The following is a 16,130-nucleotide window of genomic DNA, read 5'->3' as shown; positions in this document are numbered from 1 at the left end:
CCCCAGACCGGCGCGCCCACCCCCCACCGGACCCCGCTGGCTCACGGACGTCCGCATCCGCCTCCGGTCGTGACCGTTCCGGTTCGCGGAACCCGGGGATCGCGAACCGGAACGGTCACAGGTCGCGCGGATTGCCCGAACCCGGCGCGCTCCGTGCCCTACGCTCGGGCTGTGGGGAAGCGCGGCATCTACGTCGAGACGATCATCGACGCGGACGTCGACCGGGTGTGGGCGGCGACGCAGGACCCCGAGCAGCACGTCCGGTGGGACGTCCGCTTCTCCGAGATCGTCCCCGAGCCGGCGGACGCCGACGGTGCCGCCCGCTTCACGTACGTCCGGCGCTCCCCGGTGCACGACGTGCACGGCACCGGCGTGAGCATCGGAGAGCGACGTCGGGCGGACGGCACCCGCACGTCGGCGCTCCGGTTCGCGACCGACGACCGGCTGTCGCCGATCCGGGCCGGCCGCGGCTACTGGCGGTACGTCCCGACCGACGACGGGCGCACCCGGTTCGTCACCGGCTACGACTACGACTCCGGCTGGGGCCCGCTCGACCTGGTGGTCCGGCCGCTCCTCGGCTGGGCGACCGCGTGGAGCTTCGACCGGCTCCGGATCTGGCTGGAAGGCGGGGCCGAGCCGGAGGCCTGGCCGCTCACCTCGGTGCTGCAGCCGTGGCGGCGGGACCGGCCCCGCGCCTCCAAGACCCGCCGCGCGCCCGTCGGTGGTACCCGGCGAGGCGACCAGCTGCACGACGCGCCCGCCACCCTGGCAGCGTTGCCCGACCCGGGAGGCGACCGATGAGCTCGGTGTTCGAGGAGGCGCTCGGCGCCGACTTCCAGCGGCTGCACCCGCAGATGCGCCGCAGGTTCGGCGTCGGTCTCGACGCCGCCGAGGCGTGCACCGGCCGCGGCGTCATGACGTCGATCCGCCGGGGACCGTGGTGGACCGTGCCGTTCCTGCAGATCGGGCGACTGCGGAACATCCTCGTCCCGGACGTCGGGACGGACGTGCCGTTCACGATCGAGAACTACCCCTACCGCGACCGGTACGGCCGCGAGACGGTGACGTTCGTCCGGACCTACACGACCAAGCCCGGGCGGACCGCTCGGTTCGACGCCACGATGGTGCTCGTCGACGGCCGGGTGCTCGACTACCTCGGTTCCCACCAGCACCTCGCGGTGGACCTCGACCTGACCGTCGACGACCGCGGTGGCCTCGTCCTGACCTCGGACGCGCAGCGGTTCTACGAGGGGCCGATCGCGTTCCGTTTCCCGATGCTGTTCAGCGGTCGCGCGACCCTCCACGAGTGGTGGTCGGACGACGACCAGGCGTTCCACGTCGACCTCGAGGTGCACAACCGCGTCTTCGGGTTCCTGTTCGGCTACCGCGGGACGTTCACCTGCGAGTGGACGCCGGCGACCGACGCCCCCGAGCGGTTGAAGCCGCGGCGGACCGAACTCCGGACCTGACCGCGGCGGCGGGCACCAGGGGCGTTCAGCGGCGGAGCCACCCCGCCTCGGCGAGCACCGTCTGGAGCTCGTCGACGAACCGGGACCCGTGGAAGCCGTCCGTGACCGCGTGGTTCACCTGGAGCGCGAGCGGCATCAGGGTGCGTCCCTCGACGAACCGGTACCGGCCGATGGTGAAGATCGGCAGCAGGTGGTCCCAGCCGTCCCGCACGTGCAGGGCGAACCCGGTGAAGGACGCCCCGGGCAGGGTCGAGATGTCGAACACGTTCCGCGGGCGGTCCTCCTGCGGGAACATCCGGTGGTCGTCCCGGTAGCGCTCCATCGTGGCGACCGCGGCCTCGTGGAAGCGTGCCGGATCGTCGTCGTACGGCACGGTCAGTACCGAGAACGTCTCGGTGTCGGGGTGGAACACGGTGAACATCGGGTGCACCACGTCCCAGACGGCGGGCGACCCGTCGTCGAGCAGCTGCATCCGGAACTCGGCGTGCCGGTTCACCACCGACGCGATCGCCCAGATCTGCGACGCGTACGTGCGGCGGTCCGTGGCGCGCACCGTCTCGGCGAAGTCCGTGACGTCGAGCTCGACGGTCATCTCCCACGTGCAGGGCACCCGGTCGCGGTAGTGCTCGAAGTGTTCGCGTCGGGGCCAGCGGTCGAGGTCGACGGGGCGGAGCTCGGTCATGGGACCAGCTTCGTCGCGAGCGCCTGGTCGAGTGCCGAACGGTCTCCGCCGATCGTCACGGCGACCGTGTCGAGTGGACGCCGGCCCCAGAGGACGAGCAGCAGGTCCTCCGCCCGCCCCGTCACCCGGACTGCCGGTCCGTCACCCGCCGTCCCGACGAGCTCCGCCTCGCCGTCGGCGTCCGGGAACCGGAACACGACGGTCTGCGACAACGGCTCGACGCGGCCGAGGCGCACCTGGCGCGGGTACAGGTCAGCGACCACCTCGCGCACGCCGTCGGCCGCGGTGTCGGCCTGGAGGCGCGGCTCGCCCCCGACCGCCTGCTGCGCGTCCCACAGGTGGATCGTCGTCTCGTGCAGCTGCCGTCGTGCCCACGTGCCGGCCGTGTCGGGTGGGTAGATCGCGCTGCACGCGGCGTCCGCGGCGCGCCCGCGGAGCGCGGCCACGAGGCGGTCCGCGCCGGCGCGGAACCGGTCGGCGAGGTCGGCGGGCTCCGGCGCTTCCTGCTCGGTTCCGGTGAGCTGGCCGAGGGCCCAGCGGTGGACGTCCGTCAGGTGCCCCGCGAGGTCCGCCAGCGTCCACCCCGGGCAGGACGGCACAACGGCGCGGTGGTCGCCCGACCGGAGCACCCCCTCGAAGCCGTCGACCGCCTCCGCGAGCAGGTCGATGCGGGCCCGGTAGGTGGATCCACCGGCGTCGGTGAGGTCGATGCCGCTCGAGCGCAGGGCAGCACGGAGTCCGTCGACCCCGGTGAAGTGGTGGACCCGCATGCCGAGCTCCTCCGCCCCGGCCAGCTTCCGCTCCGAGTCATCCGTGAAGAACACCTCGGGTCCGTCGAGGTCGAGCGCGTCGAGCACGTGCCGGAAGGCCCGGACGTCGGGCTTCGCGAACCCGATCTCGTGCGAGCTGTACACGGCGTCGACCCGGTCGTGCAGGCCGAACGAGGCCACCTCGGCCGGGATGCCGTCCGTGCCGTTCGTGAGCACCGCCGTCGTGTACCCGGCGGCGCGGAGCTCGTCCGCGAGGGCCAGTACCTCGGCGTCCGGGGTGAACGGCTGTCGGCCCCAGGCCTCGGCGGCGTCATGGTCGCCGATGCGCTCGCCGACGGCCCGGACCCACTCTGCCCGGGTGATCCGGCCGGTCGTCACCTCGTCGATCAGGGGTGCGGCGAACGCCACCGCCTCGATTTTTCCCGGGGACAGGTCGTGCGCGCGCTCGATGGCCGCGACGTGTTCCGGGTGGAAGTGCCGGATGACGCCGTCCAGGTCGAACAGGACCGCGCGGATGCCCGTCACGAGCCGTCAGTCGTTCGGACGGATGAGGCAGAACGGGTGCCCGGCCGGGTCGAGGTACACGCGGAACGTGTCCGTCCCCGAGCCCGTCGCCGTCGCCCCGATGGCCAGGACCGCGGTCTCGCCGGCGTCCAGGTCGTCGACCTTCACGTCGAGGTGGCTCTGCTGCGGGACGTCCTGGCCGGGCCACTCGGGGGCGCGGTACTCCGCCACCTGCTGGAAGGCGAGGATCGGCCGGTGGTCCGTGAAGGGGAGGGCGACCTCGGCCCATTCCTCGTCGTAGCCGACGATCTCGCCGCCGAGCAGTTCGGCGTAGAAGCGGGCGAGCGCGCGAGGGTCTGCGCAGTCGAGGACGATGACGTCGAGTGTGCCGATCACAGGAGTGCTCCCGCCGTGACGATCGCGAAGGTGAAGAGGACCCAGTCGTTGATGATGTGCGCGCCGGTGCTGACGGCGATGTTCTTCGTGCGGATGTACGCCAGCGTCAGGACGAGCCGTGCGACACCGATGACGAGGAACGCCTGGACGGGGTTCCAGCCGTACGTGGGCAGGTGCGCGGCGCCGAACCAGACCGCCGTCACGAGCCACGCCACGAGGATCGCGCCCTTCCGCGACATCCCGCCGCGCGCGCAGAACGACAGCACGGCGAGGAACGGCAGGATCGAGAAGAGCTCCTCGCCGAACAGCTGGATCGCCGTGCCGACGTAGAAGGCCGTCACCTCGGCCGCGCCGTGGATGCCGTCCGTCGCACCGTTCGAGTTCGCGCCGAACACGTACTTGACGACGATGCCCACCGCGAAGGTCACGATGAGGTTCGCCGCCGCGAACCCCACCATCGTGAGGACGTCCCGCCCCGTGGTCCGCTGGAAGATCCGCGACCACTGCCGCCGGGTGAAGGCGATGAACACCGCGAGGGGGATCGCGGCGAAGAGGAACCGGGGGACCAGCGACTGGACGTTGTCCGCCGCGGGGGTGAAGCTCAGGACGAGGAACCCGACGGCACACGCGGCGATCACCGCCACCCACTGCAGGATCGACAACGGCAGCGGATCACCGTCGTAGTACGGGAAGTCCCGCCCGTCCCTGCGCTCGATCGCCCTGCCGTACCGCGCCTGCACCCATTCCGGCCCTGCCGTCGTCCCCACCATGCCCCGAGGCTAGCGGATCAACGGGCGGCGGCCAGCGCCTTCGTGATGCGCTGCAGCGAGACCGTCTCGGCGGTGCCGAGCTCCTGCGCGAACAGACTGAGCCGGAACTCCTCGAGCATCCAGCGGGCGTGCACGAGTTCCGGGTGCGCTCCGACGGCCGGCGGGAAGGTGCCGCCCGCGTCGACGTACCGGTCGGTCGCGACGGTGACCTCGCGCATCCACGTGGCGTCTCGGCCGGGGTTCTGCAGGAGCTTCTGCACGCGTGCGTCGACACCCTGCAGGTACACCCGGATGCGCCGGAGACGATCGAGTCCGGCGACCGAGACGAACCCCGGGAAGACGAGCCGCTCCATCTGCTGCCGCATGTCCGTGAGCGCCGGCAGGAGCGACATCGAGTTCGCCTGCTTGAGCGACCGTTCCGCGGCCCGGTGCGCGGCGAGGACCGCGGCGACCTCGGACACGGCGGTGAACATCGTGTCGACGACGGTCGCGGACACGGTGTCGCGCACGGACTCGAAGTCGGTCTTCGTGAACACCAGCCCGTCGGGGTGCGCCCGGCGGATCCCGGCGTCCACGACCGCCGCGAGGACGTCGTCGAAGAGCGCCGCGGTGAAGGGGTACGGACTGGCGGCGAGCGCGAGCTTCTCCTGCGCGGTCAGGTGGGACTGGATGTAGGAGACCGGCGAGGGCACCGCGTGCATGACCAGCCGCCGGACACCCGCGGGCATCCGCACGGCCCGGTCGGACGGCGTCGCGAGCAGCTGGACGCCGACCGTCGCCTTCGGGCCGTCGCCCTCCTCCACGAGGGACGGGTAGGCGCGGATCACGCCACCCGCCTGCTTCGTGTCGAGCACCTGCGGCAGGTCGTCGGACGGCCAGGCGGTGAGCCCCGACCGCTCCACCGCGCCACCGGAGGCGGCGGACGCGACGCGAGCCGCGCCTCCTGGACGCCCTGCGGCGCGCGTCGTCGCCGAGGCGACGCTCTGCTGCGTCCGGTCCTTGAGCTTCGTCTGCAGCGCCGAGAGGTCCTTGCCGGCCTCGACCCGACGGCCGCGTTCGTCGACGACCGCCCAGGTCGGCAGGAGGTGGGCCGGTACCCGCGAGAGGTCGAAGTCCGACTCCGACACCGGCACGTAGGTCATGCGCTGGATCGCCTTGGCGAGGGTGGCGCGGAACGACTCGGTCGGCTCGGTCGGGGCGTCGTCGGGGAGCTCGGCGACGATCTTCTCGGCCCAGTCGGCAGCGGGGACGACGTTCTTCCGGATCTGCTTCGGCAGGGACTTGATGAGCGCCGTGACGAGCTCCTTGCGGAGGCCGCGCACCTGCCAGTCGAAGCCCTCTTCGCGCATGCGGGGGAGCAGCGCGAGCGGCACCTGCACGCTCACGCCGTCGTCCTGCGCGCCGGGTTCGAACCGGTACTTGATCGCGAGGCGCTGGTCGCCGCTCCGCCACTGGGTCGGGTACTCCTGCTGGTCCTGTGCGGCCTCGGCCGCGTCTTCGTCCAGCAGGTCCGACCGGCGCATCGTGAGCAGGTCCGGCTGCTCGCGCCTCGTCTGCCGCCACCAGCCCTCGAAGTCGCGCGTGGTCGCGATGTCGGCCGGGATGCGGGCGTCGTAGAACTCGAAGACCCGCTCGTCGTCGAAGAGGATGTCGCGGCGACGCGTGCGCTCCTCGAGCTGTTCGAGCTCGCGCCGCAGCCGGCGGTTGTCGCGGTCGAACGCCTGCTGCGCGTCCCACTCGCCCTCGACGAGCGCGTGCCGGATGAAGAGCTCACGCGAGTGCTCCGGGTCGACGCGCTTGTACTGCACGCGGCGGCGCTGGACGATCGGGACGCCGAACAGGGTGACCCGTTCGTAGGCGACCGCCGCACCCTGCTTCTTCTCCCAGTGGGGCTCACCGTACGTGCGCTTCAGGAGGTCTCCGGCGAGCGGCTCGACCCACGCCGGGTCGATCCGACCGACCGTCCGGGCGAAGAGCCGACTCGTCTCGACGAGTTCGGCGGCCATCACCGCGTCCGGCTGCTTCTTGGCGAGGACACTGCCGGGGAACACCACGAACCGGGTGTTCCGCGAGCCGAGGTAGTCGCGCTTCTCACGGTCGCGCAGACCGATCTGGCTGAGGAGTCCGGCCAGCAGGGAACGGTGCACCGCGTCGCCGTCGTCGGAGCGCGCCTGCCCGATGCGGACGTCGACCTGCTTCGCCGCGCGGGAGAGCTGCCGGTACAGGTCCTGCCACTCGCGGATGCGGAGGTAGTTCAGGAACTCGGCCTTGCACAGGCGGCGGAACGCACTGGACGAGAGCTCGTCCTGCTTGTCCTCGATGTGGTTCCAGAGGTTGAGCAGGGTGAGGAAGTCGCTCGTCGGATCGGCGAACCGGGCGTGCAACTGGTCGGCGTGCGCGCGCTTCTCGAGGGGGCGCTCGCGCGGGTCCTGGATGCTCAGGGCGCTGACGACGGCGATGACCTCGCGCCCGACGCCCTGCCGACCGGCCTCGAGCACCATGCGTCCGAGCCGGGGGTCGATGGGCAACCGGGTCAGCTGCTTGCCGGTCTTCGTGATCGTGCCCGCGGCGTCGACGGCTCGGAGCTCGCGGAGCAGGTCGAGGCCGTCCTTCACACCCCGGGAGTCCGGCGGCTGCAGGAACGGGAACGCCTCGATGTCACCGAACCCCAGCGAGATCATCTGCAGGATCACCGCCGCGAGGTTCGTCCGCAGGATCTCGGGGTCGGTGAACTCCGGACGGCGTTCGAAGTCGTCCTCGGAGTAGAGCCGGATCGCGATGCCGGCGCTCGTGCGGCCCGCGCGACCGGAGCGCTGGTTCGCGCTCGCCTGCGAGATCGCCTCGATCGGCAGCCGCTGCACCTTGGCCCGCGGCGAGTAGCGCGAGATGCGGGCGGTGCCGACGTCGATCACGTACTTGATGCCGGGGACCGTCAGACTCGTCTCCGCCACGTTGGTCGCGAGGACCACTCGGCGTCTGATGCCCGGTGTGGTGCGCCGCTCGAAGACCCGGTGCTGGTCGGCGGCGGACAGGCGACCGTAGAGCGGGAGGACCTCGGTACCGGGGTAGCGCTTGCCCTCGATGGCGTCCTGCGCGTCGCGGATCTCGTTCTCGCCGGAGAGGAACACGAGGACGTCGCCCGGGTCCTCCTGCGCGAGTTCGTCGAGCGCGTCGGTGATGCCCTGCATCGTGTCGCGGTCGTCGGCCGTGCGCCCGCCGTGGTCGTCCGTCCGCGGATCGTCCTCGTCGCCTTCGTCGTCGCGGTCGGCGTCGTCGGCGTCCTCCGCGACGAGCGGCCGGTACCGGATCTCGACCGGGTAGGTGCGGCCGGACACCTCGATGATCGGTGCCCCGCCGAAGTGCTGCGAGAACGACTCGGGGTCGATCGTCGCACTCGTGATGATGAGCTTGAGGTCCGGCCGACGGGGGAGCAGCCGCTTGAGGTAGCCGAGCAGGAAGTCGATGGTGAGGGACCGCTCGTGCGCCTCGTCGATGATGATCGTGTCGTACCGCTTGAGGTCGCGGTCGAAGTGGATCTCGTTCAGCAGGATGCCGTCGGTCATCAGCTTGACCCGGGTGTCGGAGGACACCTTGTCGGTGAAGCGGACCTGGTACCCGACGAGGCCGCCGAGCTCGCCCCCGAGCTCCTCGGACACGCGCTCGGCGATGGTCCGGGCCGCGATCCGCCGGGGCTGGGTGTGCCCGATGTGCTCACGTCCGAGCTCGAGGCAGATCTTCGGCAGCTGGGTGGTCTTGCCCGAACCCGTGGCACCGGCGACGATCACGACCTGGTTGTCGCGGATGGCGGCAGCGATGTCGTCCCGCCGCTGCGACACCGGCAGTTCGGGCGGGTACGTGATGACGGGGGTGGCAGACATGAGCCCTCCAGGATACCGCGCCGGGGGTCGGTGGGTCGCTAGCCTGTCGTGCGGACTCGATCGCCGAGGAGAGGAACCGGCCGGTGCACGTGTGGATCCGCCCGAGCGCGCGTGGTGCGGTGCGAGGAGCGGCAACCGCTCGGGAGCGGCCCTGGGATGCACTGGCCGCGGTCCGGACGCTCGACGCGGAACTGAGCACCGGCCGACGGTTCTGGGGTGGGACGGTCTCGGTCGCACTCGCGGTGCTCGGAGGCGCGGTGCTGTCCGGGGTCGGCGGCGCTCGGAGCGGTCCGGATGTCGTCGTAGTGGCGATCACTGCCTCGCTGCTGCTGGGAGCGGCGATCTGGGTGGGGATCGGAGTCCTCCGTGCACGGCACGCCATCGTCGAGGCGTTCGTCACGTGGTCGTCGATGTCGGCGCCGCTCGGCCCTTCGTCGGTCTTCACCGGGCAGCTCAGCGGGAAGAGCTTCGCTCGCACGGCGCTCGCCGCCGTGCTCTTCATAGCCGCTACGTTCAGCTGGTCGTCGGTCGCGGCCGGCCCGTGGGCGTCCGATGACTGGTCGTTCCGCCTGTCCGCCGTTGTGTGGGGTGTCGCCAGCACGGTCGCGATGCTCGCTGTCGTCGCGACCGAGGTCCGTGGGAACCTCGCTCGGACCGGGCGCATCGCCCGTGGCCGGCTCTGAGCGCCCCTGACTCCGCCGCTTCCGGGTGTCGCGGCCGGTCGGGCCGCGAGCTGGTCACGCGCTGAGCTGTGCCGTGAGCTCGTCGACCGACCGCGCGGGCAGGGCGCACACCCGGTCGTGGCAGACGTACCCGGCGGGGTCGAGTCCGTCGCGGGACTCGAAGAGCGTGAAGCCCGCGGTGGACCAGTCGGCCGCCTGTGCCGGTGTCACCGTGGCGACGACGGTCCCTGGACGCCGAGCGCCGCGGGCCGCCGCACGGATCGGGTCGTCCGGGTCCGACGCGACCACGACGACCTCGCGCGAGGGACGCTGCAGCGCGAGCGCGACCCCGAGGGCATCGGCGTGCCCGAGCGGCCGCTCCGTCCCGGTGACGGCCCGGTCGGCCACGAGCGACAGCGCCGCCGCCCGGTACGACTCGTTGCCGGTCAGCGCGGCGAGCGTCGCGGCGGCCGCGGCGAGTGCGACCGTGCCGGAGCGCATGGCGGTCTGCGGCTGCTCGCCCGTGGCGGTGCCGGCTGCCGCGAGCACCGGGTCGGTGTCGAACCGACCGGCCAGGCCGTCGTCGACCAGCGTGCGCGCGACGTCGGCGTAGGGGAGCTCCCCGGTGACGAGGGCGAGTTCGAGGAGTCCTTCGGCGAGGAGTCCCACGTCCTCGATGGTGGGCGCCGCCGTCGACGCGCCGCGCGGAGTGCTCGACCGGACCGACACGTGTCCGTCCGTGAGGTGTCCGGCGACGATCGCGTCGGCCGCACCCCGTGCGAGCTCGATCATCTCGGCGTCCCCGTGGCGGGCCCCGGCGATGGCGAGCCCCCGGATCGCCAGGCCGTTCCACCCGGTGAGCACCTGGTCGTCGAGCGGCGGAGGATCGAGCCGCCCACGCTCGTCGAGCGGGAGTCGGTACCACTCGCCCTCGACCCGCCGACCGTCGACGGTGGACTCGCTGTCCTGCGCCGCGACGAACGCGCCGTCCGCACGCCGGAGCGTGTCCCGCAGGAAGTCGGCGATGCCCCGGGCCTGCTCCGCCCCGGCCACCGCGAGCAGTCCCGCGTTGTCGTAGAGCATCCGCTCGTAGTGCGGCACCGACCAGTCGCGCTTGGTCGCGTACCGGAAGACCCCGCCGTCGGCGTCGGTCAGCTCGCTCGCGCGGATCGCGTGCAGGGAACGTTCGAGCAGTGCGGACGCCCGAGCGTCGTCGTCGGCGGCGACGTCCGACAGGAACTCGAGCAGCGGCGCGCTCGGGAACTTGGGGGCACCGCCGAAACCGCCGTATGTGGTGTCCTCGGCCTGTGCCAGTTGGTCGACGACGGCTCGGACGTCGTCGACGCTCGGGAGGCGCGGCTCGTCCGCGCCACCGTCCGCGCCACCGCGGGCGGTCCGGTCCGCCTCGGCCCCCTGCCGGATCGCCGCCGCGATCGCACTCGCGTTCGCGTCCACCTCGTGCCGGCGCTCGGTCCACGCGTCGAGCACCGCCGCCAGGATCTGCCGGAACGCCGGCACTTGCCCGACGGGCGACGGCGGGAAGTACGTCCCCGCGAAGAACACGTGCCCGTCCGGTGTGAGGAACGTCGTCAGGGGCCAGCCGAGCTGCGGCGTGAAGGCACTCGCCGAGGCCATCAGGCTGGCGTCCACGTCCGGCCGTTCTTCGCGGTCGACCTTCACCGCGACGAAGTCCTGGCGGAGCAGCTCGCCGATGCCCGGGTCGGAGAAGCTCTCGCGTGCCATGACGTGGCACCAGTGGCACGTGGCGTAGCCGACCGACACGAGCACGGGGACGTCGCGTTCGCGGGCCTCGGCGAAGGCTTCCGGGCCCCACTCACGCCAGTCCACCGGGTTGTCGGCGTGCTGGCGGAGGTACGGGCTGACGGCGGAGCCGAGGCGGTTGTCGGTCATGCGTCCAGCCTGCCTCGACCGTCCTGGGTGCGCTGCCCTCAGTCGCGATCTGTGGACGGATCCGCGGTGTCCACAGGCTGCCGCAGACCGACCCAGCCCACGAGCGACGCGAGCTGCGCGGCCACGTCGACCGGCGACCGGGAGTCGGTGTCCACCCGGGTGACGTCGCCTCGGACAGCCGAGTCGAGCCTCCTGGCCGTCCGCGTGCTGTGCGCCAGCTGCGCCTCGCGGAGGTGCCCACCGGAACGACGGCGCAGCCGGTCCGCGGTCGTCGTGTCGCCGGCGCGGAGCAGCACGGCGGTCACGACGGGGTCGTCGCCCATCGCCTCGGCCAACGCGTCCTGCTCCAGCACCGACACGGTGTTCGTGTACACGAGCCGGTGGTGGCCGAGTTCGCGGTACCGGGCCCACATCGCGGCGAGGTTCCGTTCGGCGACGCGGGCCTCCGGGTGCTCGACGTGCGGCGCGGGGTGGGCGAGGTCGAGGAAGTCGCCCTCGATGACGGCGTGCCGGACGTCGGCGGCGACGAGCAGGTCGTGCAGTGCCTCTGCCGCGGTCGACTTGCCCACGCCGGACCTGCCCCCGATGAAGAGGACCTCGGTGCGGGGCACGGCGTCAGTCCCCGCTGAGCGACAGGAGGGCGAGGGCGGCATCCTCGGGGCCGTAGTCGAACAGCCGGTCCCAGAACGGGTCGTCTGCCCACGGCACGTCGCCGCCGACCGGGACCGCGTGTGCCGTCTCGACGAGCCAGTCGAGCTCCGGCCGGACCGCCGTCGCGAACACGGGCGGCTCCCACCCGAGGGAGCGCGCAGCGGTGGTGTCGAGGACGAACGGCGTCGGCGTGGTCCACGGGGTGGTGCCCACGAACGCGGGGGCGTCGGCGTCGAGCAGGACCTCGTCGAACGGGTGGTCGAGGTGACCGGCGATGGTGCGGACGATCTCGAGCACGCTCGGCGCGGTGTCGTCGGCGACGTTGAGGATGCGGCGGTCCGGTGCGTCGGCGACGAGGCGGACGAGGGAACCGATGCCGCTGGCGGCCGTGGTGTGGTCGACGCTGCGGCCGTGGTCGGCGAGGAGGATGCGCTCCCGACCGTCCAGCGCCCGCCGGACGACGAACCACTCGCGCGGCCGACCGATGCCGACGCCGTACACCTTCGAGGGCCGGACCACGGTGACCGGGGCGCCGTGGTCGAGCAGCACCTGTTCGGCGGCGACCTTGGCGGCGCCGTAGCCGTCACGACCGGTGGGGTCGCCGTCGCCCGCCGCGACGGTCGGCTGCAGCTCGGTCACCGCGCCGCCGAACACGGGCTTGTCCAGCGAGTTCGCGTGCCGACCCTGCTCGTCGGCGTACACGGCCTTCGACGACACGAACACGGTCGAGCCGACGTCCTCGAGGAAGGGCAGGAGCTGCCGGGCGTCGTCGCGGGTGAGACCGACCGTGTCCACCAGCAGGTCGGCGCCGGGGCGGAGGAGGTCGCGGAGGACGGCGGTGTCGCGACGGTTGCCCGGGGTGAACGTCGCTCCCGCCGCGGTGAGTTCGTCGGCGACGGGGCCACCGCGCCGGGCGACCACGTCCACCTGCCAGTCGTCGCCGCCGCGTCCGGAGGCGTCGAGGAGCGCACGCGCGACGGCCGAACCGATCCCGCCGGTACCGCCGAGGACGACCGCGCGTCTGGTGCTCATGGGTCAACGGTAGTCGGCGCGGGTGTCGGGCCACCCGAGACGGCCGCCGGCGTCGGCCGCCGGTGGCGCCGGGGTCGGCCGCCGGTGTCGGCTGCCGGTGTCACCGGTGTCGGCCGCCGGTGTCACCGGCGTCGGGCTAGGAGGCCAGCGCCTCGGGCTCGCGCCGCCACCAGTCGAGCAGGGACCCGTCGTAGACCCGGACCTTCTCGTGGCCGAGCACCGTCAGCGCGAGGGCGTCGACGCACGCGGCACTGCCGACACCGCAGTAGGTCACGATCTCGTCGGCGTCGAGTACCGATGCGAAGGCCTGCTCGAGGGCGGGACGGCGCAGGTAGGCGTTCGTCGCGGGGTCCACGAGCGTGTCCACGGTGATCGGGGTGCTGCCGGGGACGATCGGCGGGTGCTCGGCGCCGAGGGCGGACTCGGGCGCGGCGAACACCAGCGACGCGGGCTGCTCGCCCGAGACGGCACGGAGGACTCGTTCGTGGTCGGCCCAGAGCGGACGCTCCTCGCCCGCGAGGAAGGTCGTGGTCGCCGTCGCGTCGCCCACGTGCGACGCCGGGGTCGACGCTGGCTTCGGCGCCGATCGGAGCGCGCCGACGCGCACCGGGCGACCCTCGTCCCGCCACTTCGTGAAGCCCCCGTCGAGCACTGCGACGGAGTCGAAGCCGAACGAGCGGAAGATCCACCAGAGCCGCGCCGACCACTCGCCGACGCTGTCGTCGTAGACCACGACCGTCGAGGTGTTCGTCACGCCGAGGTCGCCGGCGGCGGACTCGAACCGCTCGGCGCCGGGTCGGGTGAACGGGACCTCGGCGTCGGGCGTCGAGAACGCCTCGACGAGGTCGGCGTACCGCGCTCCTGGGACGTGTCCGCGCTGCTCGTAGGAGTCCCGCGCCGTCTGCCACGTCGTCTCGAGACCGGTCCCCGCGGTGTGCACGGACGCGTCGAGCACGACGAGCTCGTCAGCACCGAGGTGGTCTGCGAGCCACTGCGTCGACACGAGCGGCGAGGTCAGGACGGGGGCCATGCCGGAAAGGGTAATCGGCACCCCTGACGTGTGCGAGGGAAACCGACACACGACGCAACCGGGCCGCGCCCTGCGGCGGATCGTCAGACCGGACGGAGCGGTTCCGGCGTGCCGGCGGGGACCTCGACGCGGATACGGTCCCCGGGGCGGACGACCCCGCCGGTGACGACGACGGCCATCACGCCGCCCTTGCGCTCGACCGAGCCGTCCTCGGCGCGACCGAGCACGGCGCGCAGGAGCCCGGGCTCGAAGTCGTTGATCTGCTGGCACGGGTTCCGCAGGCCGGTCACGCGGACGCAGGCGTCGTCGCCGAGGTGCAGGAGCGTGTCGGTCGGCAACCCGAGCAGGTCGACGCCGCGGGTTGTGACGTTCTCGCCCATCTGGCCCGGGGCGACTTCGTACCCGGCCTCGGCGACCTCGTCGAAGAGTTCGGTGTGCAGCAGGTGGACCTGCCGCAGGTTCGGCTGCGAGGGGTCCCGCGCGACCCGGGACCGGTGCTGGACGGTGGTGCCGGCGTGTGCGTCGCCCTCGATGCCCCAGCCGGCGACGAGCACGACCTCGTCCACGACCGGCTTGCTGAACCGGTGGTCGGTGTCGCGGCTGACGGAGACGACGGCGGCGTGGTCTTCCTGGTGTTCGGTCACCCCTCGATCCTGGCGCGGATCGGGTCGGGGCGCGAGGGGTCCCGCGCGGAGTGCGACGTTCCGCGAGTCGATCCACCCGCGGGTTGTCGAAGACCGCGTGCAACCCAGGGCGAGGCCGCGAGCGACGAACGGCCCGCCCCGGAGAACCGGGACGGGCCGTTCGTGTCGAGCGGGACGGGTCAGTGCGCCGCGGTCGGGATGCTGCCCGTCGTCGCCGCGCTGGCGTGCTCGAGCTTCGCGAGCCGCACCGACTGGCGGTTGATGAGGAGCCCACCGGCCAGGGCGACCAGGACGAGCACGCCCGCCGAGATGCCGAACGCCACGTGGTACCCGTCGAGCACGGCCTGCGCCTGCTGGAGCTTCGTCGGCGCCGCGGAGAGCCCGGAGAGGCTGTTCGCCACGACGTCCGCGAAGATCGTCGACAGGAGCGCGGTGCCGATCGAGCCGCCGATCTGCTGCATCGTGTTCACCGTCGCCGAGGCCACGCCAGCGTCGGCACGGGCGACCCCGGTCGTCGCGGTGTTCATCGCGGACGAGAAGATCGTGCCCATGCCGAGGCCGATCACGATGAGCGCCGGCAGGACGGTGCCCGCGTAGGAGCTGTCGAGGTCCGTGCGGAGGAGCAGCAGCAGACCGATCGACGCGACGAGACCACCGGCGAAGATGAGCACCTTCGGCCCGACGCGGGGGAGCAGGCGACCGCCGATCTGCGTCGCCGAGATCATGATCGAGAGGGGCATCGGCAGGAACGCCAGACCCGTCTGCAGCGAGCTGAACCCGAGGGTCTGCTCGAGGTAGTAGGTCAGGAACAGGAAGATACCGAACATGCCGATCGCCACCAGGCCGATCGCGATGAACGAGCCACCGCGGTCACGGTCGAGCACGACCCGGAGCGGCAGCAGCGGGTGCGCGACGCGGGTCTCGATGAAGACGAACGCCGCGATGAGCACCACGCCCGCGGCGAGCATGACGATCGTGACCGGGGAGTCCCAGCCGTTGGTCTCGGCGTTCGAGAAGCCGTAGACGACGCCGACCAGGCCGGCAGTGATCGTGAGGACGCCGGCGACGTCGATGCGCGGGCGTTCGACCTTCGGCGGCTTCGCCATGAACACCAGGGCGCCGATCACGCCGAGCACCGCGAACACGACGTTCACGTAGAGGCACCAGCGCCACGACGCGTACTCGGTGAGCACGCCGCCGAGGAGCAGGCCGATCGCGGCACCCGAGCCGGCGATCGACCCGAAGATGCCGAACGCACGGCCGCGTTCCTTCGGGTCGCGGAAGGTGGTCGTCAGCATGCCCAGCGCGGAGGGGGCGAGGAGCGCGCCGAACACGCCCTGCAGTGCACGAGCGGCGACGAGCAGGCCGAACGAGTCCGCCAGGCCGCCGAGCACGGACGCCACGGCGAAGCCGACGAGTCCGATGATGAAGGTGTTCTTCCGGCCGAAGAGGTCGCCGAGCCGCCCGCCGAGGAGCAGCAGCGACCCGAACGCGAGCGAGTACGCCGTGACGATCCACTGGCGCTGGTCGGTGCCGAAGTCGAGGTCGGCCTGGGCCGAGGGCAGTGCGATGTTGACGATCGTCGCGTCGAGCACGACCATCAGCTGCGCGAGGGCGATGACCGCCAGGGCGATCCAGCGGTGGTTGCTCTTGTCGGGCGTGGAGCCGGAAGTCGTGGGTGCTGTCCCGGTGGGGGTCGGCACGGTCTGTTCTGCCGTCACGGCAGCCTCC

14 protein-coding genes are annotated in these 16,130 nt (G+C 72.2%); 3 read left to right on the top strand and 11 right to left on the bottom strand.

Annotated features, from left to right (window positions below; genetic code table 11):
* Positions 1-171 precede the first annotated feature (171 nt).
* Both JSX79_RS16530 and JSX79_RS16525 read left to right on the top strand, forming a co-directional pair.
* On the top strand, positions 172-801 hold the full coding sequence (locus JSX79_RS16530; protein WP_139199300.1) for an SRPBCC family protein: 630 nt from the start codon (positions 172-174) through the stop codon (positions 799-801).
* Complete coding sequence (locus tag JSX79_RS16525) at positions 798-1,469, top strand: DUF4166 domain-containing protein (RefSeq protein WP_070418084.1); 672 nt, start codon at positions 798-800, stop codon at positions 1,467-1,469. Before JSX79_RS16530 ends, JSX79_RS16525 begins: the two co-directional genes overlap by 4 nt.
* 25 nt (positions 1,470-1,494) lie before the next feature.
* On the opposite strand, the gene JSX79_RS16520 is transcribed toward JSX79_RS16525, so the two are convergent.
* The 5 genes from JSX79_RS16520 to hrpA are packed head-to-tail and all read right to left on the bottom strand — an operon-like array spanning position 1,495 to position 8,469.
* On the bottom strand, positions 1,495-2,151 hold the full coding sequence (locus JSX79_RS16520; RefSeq protein ID WP_071296078.1) for a CatA-like O-acetyltransferase: 657 nt from the start codon (positions 2,149-2,151) through the stop codon (positions 1,495-1,497).
* Entirely contained in the window at positions 2,148-3,446 is a 1,299-nt protein-coding gene (locus JSX79_RS16515; RefSeq protein WP_229087179.1) for an HAD-IA family hydrolase, read from the bottom strand. Before JSX79_RS16515 ends, JSX79_RS16520 begins: the two co-directional genes overlap by 4 nt.
* Before the next feature lie 6 nt (positions 3,447-3,452).
* On the bottom strand, positions 3,453-3,821 hold the full coding sequence (locus tag JSX79_RS16510) for a VOC family protein (protein WP_229087178.1): 369 nt from the start codon (positions 3,819-3,821) through the stop codon (positions 3,453-3,455).
* Complete coding sequence (locus tag JSX79_RS16505; protein WP_229087177.1) at positions 3,818-4,591, bottom strand: CPBP family intramembrane glutamic endopeptidase; 774 nt, start codon at positions 4,589-4,591, stop codon at positions 3,818-3,820. The genes JSX79_RS16510 and JSX79_RS16505 overlap by 4 nt, the downstream gene beginning before the upstream one ends.
* A gap of 17 nt (positions 4,592-4,608) precedes the next feature.
* Positions 4,609-8,469: an ATP-dependent RNA helicase HrpA gene (gene hrpA, locus JSX79_RS16500; RefSeq protein ID WP_229087176.1), complete on the bottom strand. Its 3,861-nt coding sequence runs from the start codon at positions 8,467-8,469 to the stop codon at positions 4,609-4,611.
* A 305-nt stretch (positions 8,470-8,774) separates the two neighbouring features.
* Between hrpA and JSX79_RS16495 the strand changes: the two genes are divergently transcribed.
* Complete coding sequence (locus JSX79_RS16495; protein ID WP_229087175.1) at positions 8,775-9,152, top strand: hypothetical protein; 378 nt, start codon at positions 8,775-8,777, stop codon at positions 9,150-9,152.
* 54 nt (positions 9,153-9,206) lie between these two features.
* On the opposite strand, the gene JSX79_RS16490 is transcribed toward JSX79_RS16495, so the two are convergent.
* The 6 genes from JSX79_RS16490 to JSX79_RS16465 all read right to left on the bottom strand — a co-directional run bounded on the left by JSX79_RS16490 (position 9,207) and on the right by JSX79_RS16465 (position 16,120).
* Complete coding sequence (locus JSX79_RS16490) at positions 9,207-11,042, bottom strand: thioredoxin domain-containing protein (protein ID WP_229087174.1); 1,836 nt, start codon at positions 11,040-11,042, stop codon at positions 9,207-9,209.
* A 38-nt stretch (positions 11,043-11,080) separates the two neighbouring features.
* The gene (locus JSX79_RS16485) at positions 11,081-11,653 is read right to left on the bottom strand and encodes an AAA family ATPase (protein ID WP_229087173.1); all 573 of its coding nucleotides are present in this window, start codon (positions 11,651-11,653) and stop codon (positions 11,081-11,083) included.
* Positions 11,654-11,657: 4 nt separating this feature from the next.
* The gene (locus JSX79_RS16480) at positions 11,658-12,725 is read right to left on the bottom strand and encodes an NAD(P)-dependent oxidoreductase (RefSeq protein WP_229087172.1); all 1,068 of its coding nucleotides are present in this window, start codon (positions 12,723-12,725) and stop codon (positions 11,658-11,660) included.
* A gap of 136 nt (positions 12,726-12,861) precedes the next feature.
* Positions 12,862-13,755 carry a sulfurtransferase gene (locus JSX79_RS16475; RefSeq protein WP_229087171.1) on the bottom strand — a complete coding sequence of 298 codons (894 nt, stop codon included), beginning with the start codon at positions 13,753-13,755 and terminating at the stop codon, positions 12,862-12,864.
* Between the two features lie 83 nt (positions 13,756-13,838).
* Complete coding sequence (locus JSX79_RS16470) at positions 13,839-14,399, bottom strand: MOSC domain-containing protein (protein WP_070418093.1); 561 nt, start codon at positions 14,397-14,399, stop codon at positions 13,839-13,841.
* Positions 14,400-14,578: 179 nt separating this feature from the next.
* Positions 14,579-16,120: an MFS transporter gene (locus JSX79_RS16465; protein WP_071302831.1), complete on the bottom strand. Its 1,542-nt coding sequence runs from the start codon at positions 16,118-16,120 to the stop codon at positions 14,579-14,581.
* Positions 16,121-16,130 lie beyond the last annotated feature (10 nt).

The sequence above is a fragment of the Curtobacterium sp. GD1 genome, from assembly GCF_020882855.1.
GTDB lineage: Bacteria > Actinomycetota > Actinomycetes > Actinomycetales > Microbacteriaceae > Curtobacterium.
The sequence above is the reverse complement of the archived record's forward strand: the minus strand, read 5'-3'. Positions and strand labels throughout refer to the sequence as shown.